This window comes from Neisseria sp. 19428wB4_WF04 (assembly GCF_015235335.1).
GTDB lineage: Bacteria > Pseudomonadota > Gammaproteobacteria > Burkholderiales > Neisseriaceae > Neisseria > Neisseria musculi.
The window spans coordinates 59674-76593 of sequence record NZ_JADGLG010000005.1; the positions used below are offsets into that span (position 1 = coordinate 59674).

The following is a 16920-nucleotide window of genomic DNA, read 5'->3' on the forward strand; positions in this document are numbered from 1 at the left end:
TAGTCATGGTAACGTGGTTCAGCTAATTTTTACTGTTTGCAGTTTGCCGGCTTGCTTTTGTTAAATTTAACCGGTTATAAAAAATCCCGGTTCGGGTTGTCGGTTTGAAAGTGTTTGTTTATATGATATGGGCAGAAACTTCGTTTTGCCATTGTTCTTCGTTGATATCCAGCGACCTCGTGTATTCGGCAACCGTTGCGCCTATGGTTCCCGCTGTGCTGCTTCCGGCACCCAATACGTTAGACAAATCCAAATCGTTAACGGCAAGCAAATCATTCAAGGCAGGCAGGCCGTCTGAAAGCTGGCCGGAAAGTTTTGCCGTGTTTTCTGAGACCGCTGCTGTTTTGGCAGCTGCAATCCGGGGGTAGGCCGTTTCGTGTGTGTCGTTGCCTGATATGGTGTTGCTGCCGATACCCAAATCCAAAACATAGGCAGTTTTGGCAGCTGCAACGGTTCCAGGTGCAGGCTCGGAAGCCGGCGGAGTAACGGTATGGCGTACTTCGGCCAGCTCTTTGCCGTTGTGGGTGTTGTTGTCGGCATAAACATCAACGGTAGCATTGCGCTCTATCCAGCTGCGGTAGAGATTACCGGTTAAGTCGGTAGTAATGTTGTTGCCGCTGACAATCAGCTCGGGGGCTTCGCTGTCGGTTCGGCCAAGCAGGCTGACTACAGGTTTGTCCATGGTGCCGCGTATTTCGAAGGTGTTGTCGGTAACGCGGTAGGTTTCGGCGTTGCCCACCATCTGTACGCCTTCAATGGTGCCGTCTGAATGTTCGCGTATGGTGATATTGTTGCCCGAAAAGGTTACTTCGCCGCGCAGCTTTCCGTTGTTGTTTTCTTCGTTGATAAACACAGGCAGGGTGCCCCGGCCGATGCTGCCGATATCGATAGTGTTGTCGGTAACATTGATGGTGCCCGAACCTTGGCCTGCGGTATCGAGAATTTTGCTTTTGGTGTTGTTGATCACGGCAATGGCGTATTTAACGGAGGCACCTTCTATGGTGTTGCCGGCAATATCCAAGGTGTAATGCATATTCGGTTCGTGGTTGCGGAACTCTATGCCGTAGGTTTGGATGGCATTGCGGTAAACATCCAGATTTTTAATGGTGTTGCGGCTGATTTCAAAATGGCCGGCCTCCCCGCTGTGCAAGTCGCGGAACATGGTGTTGGTTTGCAGCTGGATGCCGGAATAGCCGAAATAACGCAAACCGGGATTGTCGTCTTGTGCCAGGCGGAACTCAGGGTCGGCAATCACGGTGTTGTTGCTCACTTTCACTGTGTCCATCGTGAATTGGCGGTTATACACGCCGATACCGTAGAGACGGTCGCCGATAGAAACATTGTTTTCAATCACAATATTGTCGCCATCGTGCACATCCAGCCCTTTACGGTAGTTGTGGTCGGTGGTGTTGTTGCGGAACGTGATGCCGTAATTGTAGCTGCCGGCCATGCTGGCGATGCCGTAGCCTGTTCCGCCGTCTTTTTCATGCCCGTTCCATGACATCACGTTGTTGTCGGCAATAAAATTTTTCTGATAGGCCAGCAGCACGCCGGCCACACGGTTGTGGTGCAGGTTGCTGTCAATGATGCGGTTGTTTTCCCCCAAGGGCAGGTTTTCATAGGTTTCATCCACTTCGCCGCGAATCAGGCGCGCTTTATAAGTGCGGCCTTGGCTGCCTTGCGGGTCGGGCTGCAGGGTGTGGGTAGAAGTGAAAAATACCCCCGCACGGTTGGCACCCGACACTTCTACTTTGCTGATTAAGGTGTTGTCGGCATCATTGACCACAATACCGTTGACTTTGCCGAAATAGCTTTGGCCGAAGCGGTAAAAATCGGGATGGGTGTATTTCACCGACAAATCAGCAATGGTTTTGTTGCTTTGGCCATCGATTAAAATGCCGGCAAATGCGCGGACATCATCTTCATTGGTATCGGAATTAAATACACCGGTTTGCGCTTTATCGAAAGAAATTGTGGTGTTACCCATGCCGTTGCCGAATAGGGCGGTTACACCGGAATTGGCTTTGTTTAACACCATCTGGTTGGAAATATACAGATTGCCGCTCAAATACACAGCGGCATTTTCTTTGTGCGCGGCAGCCAGGGCAGCATTAATGGCAGGCAGGCTGTCGCTGCGACCGCTCGGGTCGGTGCCGAATTCGGCTGCATCAATATATTTGCCGTATTTCGGGTGTTGGTAAACGTGGTAATCATGCCCCCCGCCCGTTTGGCCGTCTGAAATTACCGGCTTAGCAGTTTCAGACGGCTTAGCAGTTTCAGACGGCTTAACAGTTTCAGACGGCTTAACAGTTTCAGACGGCTTAACAGTTTCAGACGGCTTAACAGTTTCAGACGGCTTAACAGTTTCAGACGGCTTAACAGTTTCAGACGGCTTAACAGTTTCAGACGGCTTAGCAGTTTCAGACGGCCTGGCAGCCAGGGGGGTGGTATTTGTGGATGGGTTGGGTGTTGCAGACACAATTGTTTTACCCTGCGCGGCAGTATGGGAGGACGAAGCAGGATTGTTCAGTATGGCATGGCCGGCCGCTATAGGTTGGGGAGCGGGAATGGTTGCAGCAGGTGGGGACTCGGAGCTTCCTCCTCCTCCGCCTCCGCCCCCCGCTAATGCGCCAAGCAGGCCTGCGCCGGCCAGGCTGCTCAAGGCAATGGCCATTTTGTTGGTAGTGCCGGCAGTTTGATGTACGGTTACTTGTTCGGCAGTGATCGGGGAAGAAATTTCGCCATAGTAGGGTGAAAGCACGCCGTCTGCCTGCAACCCCGGCATTTTATTGCCGGCGTGGTTGTAGTAGTTTTCAATAATGATATCGGGCTGCGATTTGCCGGAGGCTTTGTCGTGGATATAAAGATGATCGCCAACGCGGTTGAAAGCCAAGCCTTCAGGGGCCAACCCGGTGGCGGCATCGGTGAATCGATAGTCGGTGTGGTCGGCAGCGGGTATGGTTAAGGCTTGACCCGACCCCGGTTCGATGTTGAAGCGGGTGTTTTGCTCGGCAACAGCAGAGCCTCCCGACCGAGTAACGGTAAGAATAATTTGATTTGACATTTTGTGGTTCCGTAATGTTGTTGCTAAATTTTTATCAGGCATCAGGCAAATTTGCGTTCCTCAATTGGAAAAGTATGCACTGCGCCATTGTTTTAAAAATTGTAAATATATGTTTTATTTATTTATTATGAATATAAATAATAAAATTTTTACTCTATTTTATATTTTAATATATTAAATATCTTATTGTTTTAAATATATAAATATATTCAATATGGTTGCTTTGTCATAAATTAATGATATTTAATTAATTTACAAAACGAAACAAAATTTATCACTGATGCAAAAGTCATGCAAATAAATAGTTGCTTTTTGCATATTATTTGTGAAATATGCAACAGTAACTTTTGTAATTTGTTGTAGGGTGTTGAAGCCGAGGCAGGCGGGGCGGTACAAAAAAAGCCGTCTGAAAAAAGTGTGCTGAAGATTTGAGATGAGACGGGAAAAGCAGATAAAGCGATTGTTAGCCCGCTGTTTTTTCGGCGCAATTTACGCTACAATTGCCCACTTTTCGGATTGCGGCGAAAATTCTTGCAGGCGGGGGCAGAGGGCCTTTGCGGGAGCCGGCGGCAATCTTCCGATGCCCCCATATCTGCGGCACGCAGGCAGCCCGGGCGGTATTTGCAGAAATCACACGAATCGAACTATGAAAAATGTAAACCTTATTGTCAATCAAGGGATTGGTGAAATTGAGGCGGCAGCCGATTTTCAGACATTGGAAACGGTTAAGGCGCGCTACATGGGGAAGGCGGGGGAATTGAATGCACTGCTCAAGCAGCTCGGCAGTCTGCCGCCCGAAGAAAAGAAAACTGTTGGCGCGCACATCAACGAATGCAAAAACCGTTTTCAGACGGCCTATAACGACAAGAGAGAAGCTTTAAATGCTGCCAAGCTGCAAGAGAGGCTGGCCGCCGAAGCACTTGATGTTACTTTGCCCGGCCGCGGTCAACACAGCGGTGGTCTGCACCCTGTAACCCTGACTCTGCAGCGCGTGGTAGAACTCTTTCACGGCATGGGTTTCGATGTGGCAGACGGCCCCGAAATCGAAGACGATTTCCACAACTTTCAAGCGCTCAATATCCCGCAAAACCACCCGGCCCGCGCCATGCAGGATACCTTTTACGTGGAAAACGGCGATGTGCTGCGCACCCACACCTCACCGATTCAGATCCGCTATATGCTGGATAAAAAGAATCCGCCTATCCGCATCATCGCCCCCGGCCGCGTGTACCGCGTTGATTCCGATGCCACCCACTCGCCGATGTTCCACCAGGCCGAAGGGTTGTGGGTGGAAGAAGGCGTAACGATGGCCGACTTAAAAGCCGTGTTCACTGACTTTATCCGCCGCTTTTTCGAGCGCAGCGATTTGCAGGTGCGCTTCCGTCCCTCGTTTTTTCCGTTCACCGAACCCTCCGCCGAAATCGACATCATGGGCGACAACGGCAAATGGCTGGAAGTGGGCGGCTGCGGCATGGTGCATCCTAATGTGTTGAATAACGTGAATATCGACCCCGAGTGCTACACCGGCTTCGCTTTCGGTATCGGGCTGGACCGCTTTGCCATGCTGCGTTACGGCGTGAACGACTTGCGGCTGTTTTTCGACAATGATTTGAACTTTTTAAAGCAGTTTGTCAAATAATCCAGCATAAGCTGCTTGAAAAATCGATAGATAAACGGTTTTCAGGTAGCCTGAAAGCAAAAAATAAAAAAATAAGCTACTTAGAATTATCCATATTAGCTGCAAAAGAACTGAACCATCCGGCAAGCCCTATGGAAATTTGGGATTATATTATTGAGAAACAACTTTATATTCACTTGAAATCTTATGATGAGCAGATCGGACTGATTTCATTAGGTAAAACACCGTGGGCAACTGTCGGATCAGTTATCTATGAAAATGCAAAAAAACAAACGGTCAATTTCAACAGCTTGAAGGCAGCAAAAATCCAAAACGCTTTTTTCTGAAAGGGCTATCTGAAAAAAAAGTTAATCAACAACCTGAAAGCATTAAGGCAACGGCAAACGGGTTCCATGAACGGGATTTGCATCCACTGCTGGCAAAATGGCTATGGATCAATCCGGCATTTAATGCCCATTTGCGCACAGTTTTTCATGAAAATAGTAAGAAAAATTAAAAAGGTGCAGATAAATGGCTTTATCCGGACATGGTGGCCGTAAATTTTGAATATGCCAACTATGCTGAAAACAATGTTTTTAATTTAATTAAAAAATTTGATAGGCTGCCAATTAAAATTTTCTCATTTGAGCTAAAAGTCGATTTGAACTTTTCCAATTACAAAGAATATTTTTTTCAGGCGGTCAGCAATTCCAGTTGGGCAAATGAAGGCTGTTTGGTTGCTCTGAATCTTTCAGAAGACGACGAGTTTATTGAAGCCTTGCAAAAACTCAGTTTGAGTTTTGGTATTGGCATTATCAAACTCGATGCACAAAATATTTCGCAAAGTAAGATACTTTCTCCGGCCAAGTTTAAAACGCAAATGGATTATTCGGTTGTGAGCGAGCTGGCGGGCAAAAATAATATTTTTTCCAAATTCTTGAAAACTACGGTTGAATTCGATCCAGAGAACCAAAGCCGTTATTTAAATGAATTTGACAAAATCCTAGAAGACGATGACTTTGAGCAATACCTCAAAGCCAAAAAAATCCATTAAATTAATTCAAGAGTAATTCCATGCAATTTTCCTACAACTGGCTGAAAACCCAAGCCAATCCTGATTTGTCTGCCAACGAATTCGCCCATCTGCTCACCATGTCCGGCCTCGAGGTTGAAGAAGCCGCTAAAGCCGCACCGGAGTTTAACGGCGTGGTGGTGGCCGAAGTGAAATCGGTGGAAAAACACCCCGATGCCGACCGTTTGAACATCACCCAAGTCGATGCCGGCACCGGCGAACTGATTCAAATCGTCTGCGGTGCGCCGAATGTGCGTGCCGGCATTAAAGTGCCGTGTGCCTTGCCGGGTGCGGAGTTGCCGGGCAATTTCAAAATCAAGCCCACCAAAATGCGCGGGCAGGTTTCCAACGGTATGCTGTGTTCCGCCAACGAGCTGGGGCTGCCCGATGACGGTGTGGACGGCCTGCATATTCTGCCCGCCGATGCTCCGGCCGGTGAAAACCTGCGCGATTATCTGGATTTGGACGATACCGTTTTTACCCTGAAAATCACCCCCAACCGTGCCGACTGCCTGAGCATCAAAGGCTTGGCGCGCGAAGTGGCGGCTTTGACGCAATGCGCCTACAAGCCGGCAGCGGTTCAGACGGCCACTGTGAAAAGCAGCAAAATCCGGCCGGTGCGCATTGATGCGCCTGCCGATTGCGGCCGTTTTTTAAGCCGCGTGATTGAAAATGTTAATGCGCAGGCGCCCACGCCCGATTGGCTGAAACAGCGTTTGTTGCGCAGCGGCATCCGCAGCATTTCGGCGCTGGTAGATATCGGCAACTATGTAATGCTGGAGCTCGGCCAGCCCATGCATGTGTTTGATGCCGACAAACTTTCCGGCAGCATTATTGTGCGCCGCGCCGCAGAAGGCGAAACGCTCGAATGTTTGAATGAAAAAACCGTATGCCTGTCTGAAAACACCTTGGTGGTTGCCGATGAAAAAGGCGCGTTGAGCATGGCCGGTGTGATGGGCGGCGCAGCGAGCGCGGTTTCAGACGGCACCAAAAACATTGTGCTGGAGTCGGCCTGGTTTGCACCGGAAACCATTGCCGGCAAATCGCGCCAATACGGCTTCGGCTCCGATTCGTCTTTCCGCTTCGAGCGCGGCGTGGACTTTGAATTGCAGCGCGACGCCATCGAGCGTGCCAGCGAATTGGTGTTGCAGATTTGCGGCGGCGCGGCGGGCGCAATAACAGAAGCCGTGGGCAAGCTGCCCGAACGCAAAACCGTAGCCGTGCGCACGGCGCGGGTAGGAAAACTATTAGGTGTGGCGGTGGACGAAGCGCGCATCGAAAGCATTTTGGCCGCGTTGGGCCTGCAACCGCAAAAAGTTTCAGACGGCCTGCAAACCACTTCGCCGAGCTTTCGTTACGACATCGAAGTCGAAGCCGATTTAATCGAAGAAATCGCCCGCGTTTACGGCTATGAAAACATTCCCGGCGATACCGCTTCGGGCCGTCTGAAAATGCTGGCACTGCCCGAAACCCGCCGCAACCGTTTTGCCGTTTACAGCCAAATGGCTGCAAGAGGGTATCAGGAAGTGGTGAGCTATGCCTTTGTAAACGAGCAATGGGAGCGCGATTTTGCTGCCAACGAAGAGCCGGTCCGCCTGCAAAACCCGCTGGCGGCGCAATACAGTGTGATGCGTTCCACCCTGATCGGCGGATTGGTTGAAATCCTGCAAAACAACCTCAACCGCAAGCAAAACCGCGTGCGCGTGTTTGAAATCGCCCGCGTGTTCGGCAAAAATTCAGACGGCCGTTTTGTGCAAAACGAACGTATCGGCGGTTTGGTTTACGGTTCGACCGATCCCGAACAATGGGGCGAGAAAACCCGCGCGGCCGATTTTTACGATGTAAAAGGCGATGTCGAAGATTTGTTGGGTGGCAAAAACGTGTCGTTCGTGAAGGCCGAGCATCCCGCGCTACATCCCGGCCGCACCGCCGAAATCGTGCTTGACGGCCGCACTGTCGGCTTTATCGGCGAGCTGCATCCGCAATGGCTGCAAAAATACGACCTGCCGCAAGCCGCGCTGGTGTTTGAAATCGATATGGCGGCCGTGCTCGGCAAAGCAAAAACCATTTACTGCCCCGTGTCCAAATTCCAGCCCGTGCGCCGCGATTTGGCGTTTGTGCTGCCTGAAAACGTGCCGCATGATGCTTTGCTGGGCGCGTTGAACAGCGTGAACAGCCGTTTGGTGCAGGAAATCGCCGCGTTCGATGTTTATCGCGGCGCAGGTTTGCCCGAAGGCATGAAGAGCATTGCCGTGAAAGTTCTGTTGCAGGATGCGGAAGCTACACTGACAGAAGAAGCGGTGGAGCCTCTAATCGAAAAACTGGTGAAATCCGCCGAAAGTGCGGGCGCGCAACTGCGGTGTTAAAAAAACCTATATTCTCTTGAATGACAACAAAAAATTAGTGATAATCCCCATCTGTTGAAAAGCGAAGGTAATAAAATGACACTAACTAAAGCCGAATTGGCCGATATTTTGGTTGAAAAAGTCAGCAGCGTAACCAAAAACGATGCCAAAGAAATCGTTGAGCTCTTTTTTGAAGAAATCCGCACCACCTTGGCGCGGGGCGAAGAAATTAAAATTTCCGGCTTCGGCAATTTCCAGTTGCGCGATAAACCGCAGCGTCCCGGCCGCAACCCGAAAACCGGTGAAGAAGTGCCGATTTCGGCACGCAGGGTGGTAACGTTTCATGCCAGCCAGAAACTCAAAGGCATGGTGGAGCATTATTATGACAAACAGCGCTAACCTGCCTAAAATTCCCGCCAAGCGCTATTTCAGCCTGAACGAAATGTGCGAACTGGCGCAGATCAGCATCACACAATTCGCTCAATGGCAGCACGAAAACGGGGTGGTGGTCGGCTATGGCGGCAACAACTATACCCGTGCAGACGTGCTTAAAGTGCTGAAATTGAAAGATACTTTCGCCCCGTTTATCGATACCTTCAACCACAATGCCTTAGATGCTTCGGGCAATCCGGCGATTCAGGCCGAAGAAATGCGCGAAGAGCTGAAAAAAATGTTGGGCAGCGTGGAAAAAATACTTGCCAGCTAGACATCGGAACCATATAATCCCTTTCTCTTTCGAGTCGGAGTGTGGCGCAGTCTGGTAGCGCACTTGCATGGGGTGCAAGGGGTCGAAGGTTCGAATCCTTTCACTCCGACCAAAACATATTGAAAAGTCAGCTCGCCCCGGCTGGCTTTTTTCTTTGCCTGCTTGGCTTGAGGCCGTCTGAAATGTTTTCAGACGGCCTCAACGGAAAAAACCATGAAACCATCTATTTTAGAAAAACTGCAACAATCGGCCGAGCGTTTGGAAGAAGTCACCCATCTGCTTGCCCGGCCCGAAGCCGCCGACGATATAGACAACTACCGCAAGCTCACGCGCGAGCATGCGGAGCTGACGCCGGTGGCCGAGGCGTTCAGGCAATACAATCTGGCGCAGAGCGATTTGGCCGATGCGCAGGAAATGCTGGCCGACCCGGAAATGAAAACCTTTGCAGCCGAAGAAATCGAAAAGGCCGAAGCGCAAATCGAAATGCTGGAAAACGAGCTGCAAAAACTGCTGCTGCCCAAAGATGCCGATGATGATAAAAATATTTTTATCGAAGTGCGCGCCGGCACGGGCGGAGACGAAGCGGCGTTGTTTGCCGGCGATCTGCTGCGTATGTATGGCCGTTATGCAGAACGTAACCGCTGGCAGATGGAAATCGTATCGGCCAGCGAAAGCGACTTGGGCGGTTATAAAGAAGTGATTGCCCGCATTGTCGGGCTTGGCGCATACAGCAAATTGAAATTCGAGTCGGGCGGCCACCGTGTGCAGCGCGTACCGGCCACAGAAAGCCAAGGGCGTATCCATACTTCTGCCTGTACGGTAGCAGTGATGCCCGAAGCCGGTGAGTTGGAAGAAATCCGGCTGAATCCTGCCGATTTGCGCATCGATACCTTCCGAGCATCAGGAGCGGGCGGCCAGCATATCAACAAAACCGATTCTGCCGTGCGCATTACCCACCTGCCTACCGGCATGGTGGTCGAATGCCAAGACGGACGCTCGCAACACAGCAACAAAGCGCAGGCGATGAAAGTTTTGGCGGCGCGCTTAAACGATGCCAAAAAACGCGAAGCGCAAGCCAAGGAGGCGGTGGAACGCAAATCCCTAATCGGCAGCGGCGACCGAAGCGAGCGCATCCGCACCTATAATTACCCTCAAGGCAGGGTTACCGACCACCGCATCAATCTAACCCTTCACAAATTGGATTTTATTATGGATGGTGATTTGGCAGAACTAACCGCCGCGCTGACTGCCGAACACCAGGCCGGATTGCTGGCGGAAATGGGCAAATAATATGACATTATCAAATAAATATTAACATAAATTCACAAAATAAATCTATTTTAATAAAATTTCCAATGGTTTAGTGGCTTTCGTGTAAAAAATGCTTGCATGTTTTCTTTTAGTTTGTTAATATTTGTTATGTAAGCAAGGCGGCAGTTTCAGCTGGGTTTACATTCCTTTTCATCGATTTTACTTTTAAGGCCGTCTGAATGTTTCAGACGGCTCATTTTTATGCGCTGCGGGGCAGCCTGCCGCCCCGCAGCGAAAATGTGTGGAATGCCCCATAGCGGCCACCGCTTTTATTGATTTTAGGAAATTAACGGTATCAGGCCGTCTGAAAATATTTTTTCAGACGGCCTAGGTGTTCTCGATGAGAAATGGCCGGCCGAAGGCAGACAAGCCGCCGGAAAACTGCCGCTGATGCCGCCTTAACAGCTTCATCATCACGCTCTTTGAGGCGGGGTATTGCATACTGAAGCAACACAGGTTGGTTATAACCCGCTTTAAAGTGATGCAAAGCGGCCAACGCTGCCACTATCCAAGGCCGTCATGATTTTAAAGCGGTTGGTAATATTTGTTGGGCAGCGTATGCCTGCGGCGAATCCTCCTGCCCGGCTACGGTTCAGACGGCCTTGTTTGTTTGGGCAGAAATTCCGAGAAAACCCACAGCGCGGCAGGTTCGTGCTGTTGCCGCTGCCGATGGTTTAAAAAAATACAACATTACCAATGCCTTATCGCGGGCACTGCCTGAGCGGCTTAGTTATTTAAAGGCCGTTTGAAATGGTTTTCAGACGGCCTTTAAATATCCCGTGCGTTCAAAATATTCTTTTTCAAGCGTAGATTTTCTGAATTTCCACCACAGCATTGCGGCTCCTTGCCGCCCATACCAAAAAATGAAATGAAGCAAATCTGCCGTCATTCATCAAGCATTGCCTTGTGTTTTGAAAAATAAGAAAATACGCCTTTATATCAAACAGCCGAGGAACCGTTATGACCACCTTCCAAATTGCCCGAGCAGGCGGCAACACGCTTGAAATTCAAGGAAAAATGGCCAACCGCCACGGCCTGATTGCCGGCGCCACCGGCACAGGCAAAACCGTTACCCTGCGCCGTATGGCAGAAGCCTTCAGCGGTGCGGGCATTCCCGTGTTTCTGGCAGACGTGAAAGGCGATTTGTCGGGCATGGCCAATGCCGGAGCCGACAGCGGCAAGGTGGGCGAGCGCATCGCCGAATTCGGTTTGGGCGGTGATTGGCTGCAAAGTTTTCCGGTGCGCTTTTGGGATGTGTTCGGCGAAACCGGCATTCCCGTGCGCGTAACCATTTCCGAAATGGGGCCGATGCTGCTGGCACGCCTGATGAATCTGAACGGCACCCAGGAAGGGCTGCTCAATCTGGTGTTTAAAGTGGCTGACGACAACGGTTGGCATCTTATCGATTTGAAAGACCTGCGCGGGCTGCTCAAACACGTTTCCGACAACGCCGCCCAATACCGTGCCAAATACGGTAATGTGTCGCCCGCCAGCGTGGGCGCAGTGCAGCGGCAGTTGCTCACACTCGAAAACGAGGGTGCCGAAAACCTGTTCGGCGAGCCGGCGCTGAACCTTGAAGACTGGATGCAGACCGAAGGCAGCCAAGGCGTGATCAATATTTTGAACTCGGAAAAACTGATGCGCTCGCCGCGTATGTATAGCGCGTTTTTGCTGTGGATGCTGGCCGAGCTGTTTGAAACCCTGCCCGAAGTGGGCGATTTGGACAAGCCCAAATTTGTGATGTTTTTCGATGAAGCGCATTTGCTGTTCGACAATGCCCCCAGCGCGCTGGTAGAGCAGATTGAGCAAGTGGTGCGCCTTATCCGCTCCAAAGGCGTGGGGGTGTATTTCGTTACCCAAAACCCGCTTGATCTGCCCGACACCATTCTCGGCCAACTCGGCAACCGCGTTCAGCACGCCCTGCGTGCGTTTACCCCGCGCGATCAAAAAGCCGTGAAGGCCGCTGCCGAAACCTTCCGCACCAACCCCAACGTGAATGTGGCCGAAGCGATTGCCGAATTGGGCGTGGGTGAAGCGCTGGTATCGTTTCTCGATGAAAAAGGCATGCCAGCGCCGGTGGAGCGCGCCTTTGTGCTGCCGCCGCAATCCAGCCTGACCCCGCTGGCGGCCGCCGAGCGCGATGCCGAATATCAAAAAGATATTCTCTACCGCCACTATAAAGATATGGTGGACAACTATTCCGCCTACGAAGCCTTGGCCGAATTGGAATCGCAACAGGCCGAAGCCGAAGCGGTAAAAACTGCGGCCAAAGCAGAAAAAGCAGCCGCTGCGCAGCCGCAGCAAAACGGCGTGGTCGGCGGCTTTTTGGGCGGCCTGTTCGGCGGGCGTAAAAAAGCCAACCAAGGCATCGCCTATGATTTGGCCGATTCGGTGGGCAGCCAGATTAACAAGCAGGTTACCCGCGCCATCTCCCGCAGCGTGATGGGCGTGATTAAAAATATGCTGAAATAGCCCCAAAGCGCGTTTCCGCCACAGAAAAAGCGGCCACTTTTGGGGTGTCGGACAACAGGCAGTGCCGAGAGCTCGGCAAAACACACAGCCGCCGTATGCCGCTCGATAAGGAAAACGATAACAAGGCAGGCGGCAAAGAATTACCGAATTATTTAAGGCCGTCTGAAACGTATCAGCGTGAATGCTCCGGAGTGGGTCGTTTCAGTGATGGTGCTGCGCCCGGGCTTAAAGCAGACGGTTTTATCCGCCGTCCGATTGGCAACAGAGCCGGGTTACGTACTGCCTGCGGCCTGCCTGGTGTTGAAAATAAATTTGCACTATCTCAGCGGGCATATGCGGTGTGCCGATAACGCGGCACAAGAGTTGTCGGCGGAACAGCACGGCCGCTTCAAAGAACCGGTGTTGTGTATTGCCGAAAGAAAAGGCCGTCTGAAAACCATTTCAGACGGCCTTTGGGATTCTCAGGAAACTCAGGCGGCGGAAACGGTAAAGCGCTGGTGCAGGTGTGCCTTGTTCTCCACATCGTCGGCAATGGCAACGGCTAAGTCGGCCACGCTGATGCCTGCGGGCAGATTGTTGTTTTCCATCAGCAAATCATCTTTGCCCAAGCGGTAGCGGCCGGTGCGCTCTTCGCTGTAGCCGGCATCGGCGCCCAAGCGGGCGGGCGGCGAAACAAAGGCCCAGTTTACATCGCTGCGCTGCTGTAAATCGGCCAGCAGATGGCGGGCGGCATTGGCACCTTCATAGATTTCTTTGGGGAAATCAGGCGTGTCTATCACCTGCAGGCCGGGGGCGGCATAGAGGCTGCCCGCGCCGCCGACCACCAACAAATAAGGCACCTGCGCGGCTTTGGCGGCTTCGACAATAGCATGGGCGCCGCGCGTAAAATCCGCGCCGATATTGGGATTGCCCCAGCCGGGGTTAAACGCGCTCACCACCGCATCGAAGCCTTTCAGACGGCTAGAGAAGCGGGCGGCGGTTACATCGGCGGCTTCTGCGCAGACATTGCCGGCCTGAAATACTTTATCGGTGTTGCGGGCAAAAGCGGTTACTTCGTGGCCGCGCGAAGCCAGCTCCTGCACCACAGCGTTGCCCACATAACCGGTTGCGCCGATAACTGCGATTTTCATCATCTTTCCTTTCATTAATTTTTTGTTAAGGTGGGTGCAGTATAAGGCCGCTTGAAACACTTGATAATTCCCGTTTTGCTAATTATATTGTTAAGCACAACTAAACAATTGAAGGACATTTGAACCATGCACGACATCAAACCGCTGTTGGTATTTGCCGCCGTGCTAGAGCAGGGCAGTATGAACGCCGCTGCCGCCGCGCTGGGCATGACGCCTTCCGCGGTCAGCCAGCACATCACCCGCCTGGAAAGCCTGCACGGCGTGAAACTGCTCCGGCGCAGCACCCGCCGCCTGGCGCCCACCGATGCGGGGCAGGCATTGCTGGCGCACTGCCACCGCCTGCGGCACACGCTGACCGATATGAAAACCGCGCTGAACAATCTGAAAACCGAGGCGGCAGGCGAAGTGCATCTGGCCGCCACCTCCGGCATGGCCGGCACGCCGATGTTTCAGACGGCTTTAAAACGCCTGCAGCGCGAATACCCCGATATCCGCCCCGTGCTGCATATCGGCGACCGCTTGATCGATATGCAGCAGGGCGGCATCGATATTGCCATACGCGGCGGCGAGCATGCGCTTGACGATGCCAACCTGATTGCCCGCCATCTGGTGTCGTGGCGGTGGCAGATTTTCGCCGCCCCCGATTATTTGGCGCGCCATCCGCCGATCGAGCGCCCCGAGCAGCTCCACCGCCACAGCTGGCTGCATTTCGTGCCGGTGCGCGCCACGCTCAGGTGCGCAGCAGAAAGTTATCTGCTCGATATTGCCGACAGTATGCCGTGCAGCCAGCTTTCTGCCGTGTGCGCGCTCACCGTGGGCGGAGTGGGGCTGTCGATGCAGCTTGGGGGAGAGGTGCGGCAATATGTGCAGCAGGGCAGCCTTGAAGTAGTGCTGCCGCAGTGGCTGGCACCGGTGGTGAATATTTATGCGGTAACTTCCTATCGTGTGCAGTCGGCCAAAACCGAGGCCGTGTTGAAAATTCTGCAGCAAGTGTCGGCGGCAGACGGCCGGAGCGTGGCAGAATCGGGCAAAACTACAGATCAGGCCGTCTGAACATTCTTTCAGACGGCCTCGGGTGAAAGCTTAGCCGGATGGCGAGAAACTGCAATATTGAGATTAGCGGAGTGTGCAGCAACACAAGCCCGATTGCCAAAATCCGGCACCGGCGGATATTTCACTGTAAATAAATCAAAGGCAGCGGCCTTTGAAAAAATATTTCAAGGCCTGAAAGACTGAAACAGCATCATTGTCGCGCAGAAAGGAATGTAGATTAAAATATTAAAGTGTTGATTAAACAACCTGGATGCCGGAAGCCTAGATTTTCGCCTGCGTGGTCATGGCAATAACGGCAGATAAACTTTCTTATGATGTGTTTTTGAATATTGTAAGATTTCGACCATCTGAAAACCTTTCAGACGGTCTTAGCAACCGGGTAGAAATAAATCTGAAAGAATTGACACTAGACACAACGTTATGGACGACCTTATTTAAATGAATGGTGGTGGCTTGCCCTGCAGCGTTATCTCTACATCGCTTTGTATAGTTATAGTGCATCCACTTTATTTTGACTAAGGGGCAGTAAGCCGCAAACAGTGCAGCGAGTACAGAACTGGTTCTGTTGTAGCTTGGGCGGCTGACAAAATTGTTCTCTTTGAGCTAAAACGCAGCAACACCGTAACGGAAATAAAATGGATTCAGCATAACGGTGTTTGATTGGAGTGTGGATAGGATGGTTTGGTCAAAAAGGCCGTCTGAAACAGTTTCAGACGGCCTTTGTCATGACGGCGGCAAATAGACAGATTAGCGGCGGTTTACTTGGCTGCCGATTACGCCGCCCAACGCCGCGCCGCCGAGAGTGGAGCCGGTGTCGCCGCCGATCAGATTGCCAGCTACGCCGCCGATAATGGCACCGGTGGCAGTGTTGCGTTGGGTGCGGCTCATGCTCTCGCAGGCGGTGAGCGAGCCGGCAACGGCGAGCAGAGCAATAGCTTTAACGATGGTTGATTTCATAGTATCCTCCTTAAGAAAGGTGTTATATTTCGGGAAGCCCGTAAAAGGGCAGGCTCCCTGTAAGAGCGCCCGCAGTATGGCATAGGCCGCCGATAAAGGTATATCGACAGGGGTAAAGAGTTTTAAAACTGGGCAAGAGTTTGAAATTATATTTTATGAGCGTTTATTCTGTTGCACATATCATACATTTATTTTGCGCCATCGTTTTTGTGGGCGGCGTTTTCTTTGAAACGCTGGTGTTGTCGGCTATACACAGCAAAGATGTACCGAGGGAGGCGCGCAGAACGGTAGAAAAAGCCATTATGCGGCGGGCGGTGCGGGTGATGCCGTGGGTGGTGGGCAGTGTGTTTCTGTCGGGGTTGACAATGGCACACCGTTATGCTGCCGCATTCGCCGCACCATTTTCCGCCCCGTTCAACACTCAGCTGTGTTTGAAAGCGTTGCTGGCGTTTGGTGTGTTAGCGCACTTTCTGATTGCCATAATCAAAATGCGGCGCAATACACTCACAGCAGCTTGGTCGAAATATATCCATATGGCGGTATTTTGCCAGATGGTGTTGATTGTGCTTCTGGCGAAAACCATGTTTTATATAGCTTGGTAGGCAGGCTGCGCAATGATGTATGCGATGGCATTGTAATTCATTAAATAATTTGCACTTTTTGTTTTTCTTAGATGCCCGCTATAGGATTTTGGAAAGATATTGAACAATATCCAAAGGAACGGTCAAGCTGTATCGTTTTCATAGGCTGCTGCTGAAACCCATTGAGATAAATATACAAGAGTCTCTGAGCTAAATGGGATTCAGCCAGATGGTGGTGGATGCTATGGAATAGTGGACTTGAAACAATGTTGCTAGTGAAATAAAGTGAACGGGCAGATTGCCCGTTTTATTTTTAAAGGCCGCTTTTGAGGGATTCGATGGCGATGGCGGTGTCGATGAGTTTCTTTTCGGCTTCGATTTTACCGCCGAAGTAGTGGATGGCAGCATATTTTTTATTACTGCCGATACGGGCAAAGCCGTTGCCGACTTGGGTGCTGATGCTTGCGGCGATCCGGCCGGAGAGTTGCAGGGTTTTGCCGCCGTTGTCGGCAACGCGCCGGCTTCTCTTCCATTTTTGCCCACCCCAGCCCTCACTTTCGAAGTTGTCTTCCGTGAGTGAGACCATTTCGGTAGCGATGGCACGCATCACG

General features: G+C 51.5%; 14 protein-coding genes and 1 tRNA gene. 11 read left to right on the top strand and 4 right to left on the bottom strand.

The features are described 5' to 3' along the window. Window positions 1–118: 118 nt before the first annotated feature. Complete coding sequence (locus IR141_RS02385; RefSeq protein ID WP_228068130.1) at window positions 119–3064, bottom strand: right-handed parallel beta-helix repeat-containing protein; 2946 nt, start codon at window positions 3062–3064, stop codon at window positions 119–121. A 646-nt stretch (window positions 3065–3710) separates the two neighbouring features. Between IR141_RS02385 and pheS the strand changes: the two genes are divergently transcribed. The 9 genes from pheS (at window position 3711) to IR141_RS02425 (ending at window position 12588) form a co-directional block, all read left to right on the top strand. Beyond that, complete coding sequence (pheS, locus tag IR141_RS02390; protein WP_135034086.1) at window positions 3711–4703, top strand: phenylalanine--tRNA ligase subunit alpha; 993 nt, start codon at window positions 3711–3713, stop codon at window positions 4701–4703. A 131-nt stretch (window positions 4704–4834) separates the two neighbouring features. Then, the gene (locus IR141_RS13310; RefSeq protein WP_209304394.1) at window positions 4835–5029 is read left to right on the top strand and encodes a hypothetical protein; all 195 of its coding nucleotides are present in this window, start codon (window positions 4835–4837) and stop codon (window positions 5027–5029) included. Window positions 5030–5229: 200 nt separating this feature from the next. Beyond that, a complete protein-coding gene (locus IR141_RS13315; protein WP_209304395.1) occupies window positions 5230–5736 on the top strand; it encodes a hypothetical protein in 507 nt (168 codons plus the stop codon). Between the two features lie 20 nt (window positions 5737–5756). Further along, complete coding sequence (gene pheT / locus IR141_RS02400; RefSeq protein WP_135034087.1) at window positions 5757–8120, top strand: phenylalanine--tRNA ligase subunit beta; 2364 nt, start codon at window positions 5757–5759, stop codon at window positions 8118–8120. Between the two features lie 75 nt (window positions 8121–8195). Next, window positions 8196–8498, top strand: a complete 303-nt coding sequence (locus IR141_RS02405; protein ID WP_135034088.1) for an integration host factor subunit alpha — start codon at window positions 8196–8198, stop codon at window positions 8496–8498. Next, window positions 8482–8805, top strand: coding sequence for a hypothetical protein (locus IR141_RS02410; protein WP_135034089.1), 324 nt, complete (start codon window positions 8482–8484; stop codon window positions 8803–8805). The genes IR141_RS02405 and IR141_RS02410 overlap by 17 nt, the downstream gene beginning before the upstream one ends. A 35-nt stretch (window positions 8806–8840) precedes the next feature. Next, window positions 8841–8917 (top strand) — tRNA-Pro (locus IR141_RS02415). A gap of 101 nt (window positions 8918–9018) precedes the next feature. Further along, on the top strand, window positions 9019–10095 hold the full coding sequence (gene prfA, locus IR141_RS02420) for a peptide chain release factor 1 (RefSeq protein WP_135034090.1): 1077 nt from the start codon (window positions 9019–9021) through the stop codon (window positions 10093–10095). Window positions 10096–11076: 981 nt separating this feature from the next. Beyond that, a complete protein-coding gene (locus IR141_RS02425) occupies window positions 11077–12588 on the top strand; it encodes a helicase HerA-like domain-containing protein (RefSeq protein WP_135034091.1) in 1512 nt (503 codons plus the stop codon). Window positions 12589–13058: 470 nt separating this feature from the next. Here IR141_RS02425 and IR141_RS02430 read toward each other — a convergent pair whose 3' ends face one another. After that, window positions 13059–13718, bottom strand: coding sequence for an NAD(P)-dependent oxidoreductase (locus IR141_RS02430; RefSeq protein ID WP_135034101.1), 660 nt, complete (start codon window positions 13716–13718; stop codon window positions 13059–13061). A gap of 126 nt (window positions 13719–13844) precedes the next feature. Between IR141_RS02430 and IR141_RS02435 the strand changes: the two genes are divergently transcribed. Continuing rightward, window positions 13845–14771 carry a LysR family transcriptional regulator gene (locus tag IR141_RS02435; protein WP_135034092.1) on the top strand — a complete coding sequence of 309 codons (927 nt, stop codon included), beginning with the start codon at window positions 13845–13847 and terminating at the stop codon, window positions 14769–14771. Between the two features lie 747 nt (window positions 14772–15518). Here the strand turns inward: IR141_RS02435 and IR141_RS02440 are convergent. Beyond that, complete coding sequence (locus IR141_RS02440) at window positions 15519–15728, bottom strand: glycine zipper 2TM domain-containing protein (RefSeq protein WP_135034093.1); 210 nt, start codon at window positions 15726–15728, stop codon at window positions 15519–15521. Window positions 15729–15883: 155 nt separating this feature from the next. Between IR141_RS02440 and IR141_RS02445 the strand changes: the two genes are divergently transcribed. Further along, window positions 15884–16330, top strand: a complete 447-nt coding sequence (locus IR141_RS02445; RefSeq protein ID WP_135034094.1) for a CopD family copper resistance protein — start codon at window positions 15884–15886, stop codon at window positions 16328–16330. 292 nt (window positions 16331–16622) lie between these two features. Here the strand turns inward: IR141_RS02445 and IR141_RS02450 are convergent. Beyond that, window positions 16623–16920 (bottom strand): phage virion morphogenesis protein (locus IR141_RS02450; RefSeq protein ID WP_135034095.1); only part of this gene is annotated, 298 nt, incomplete at its 5' end.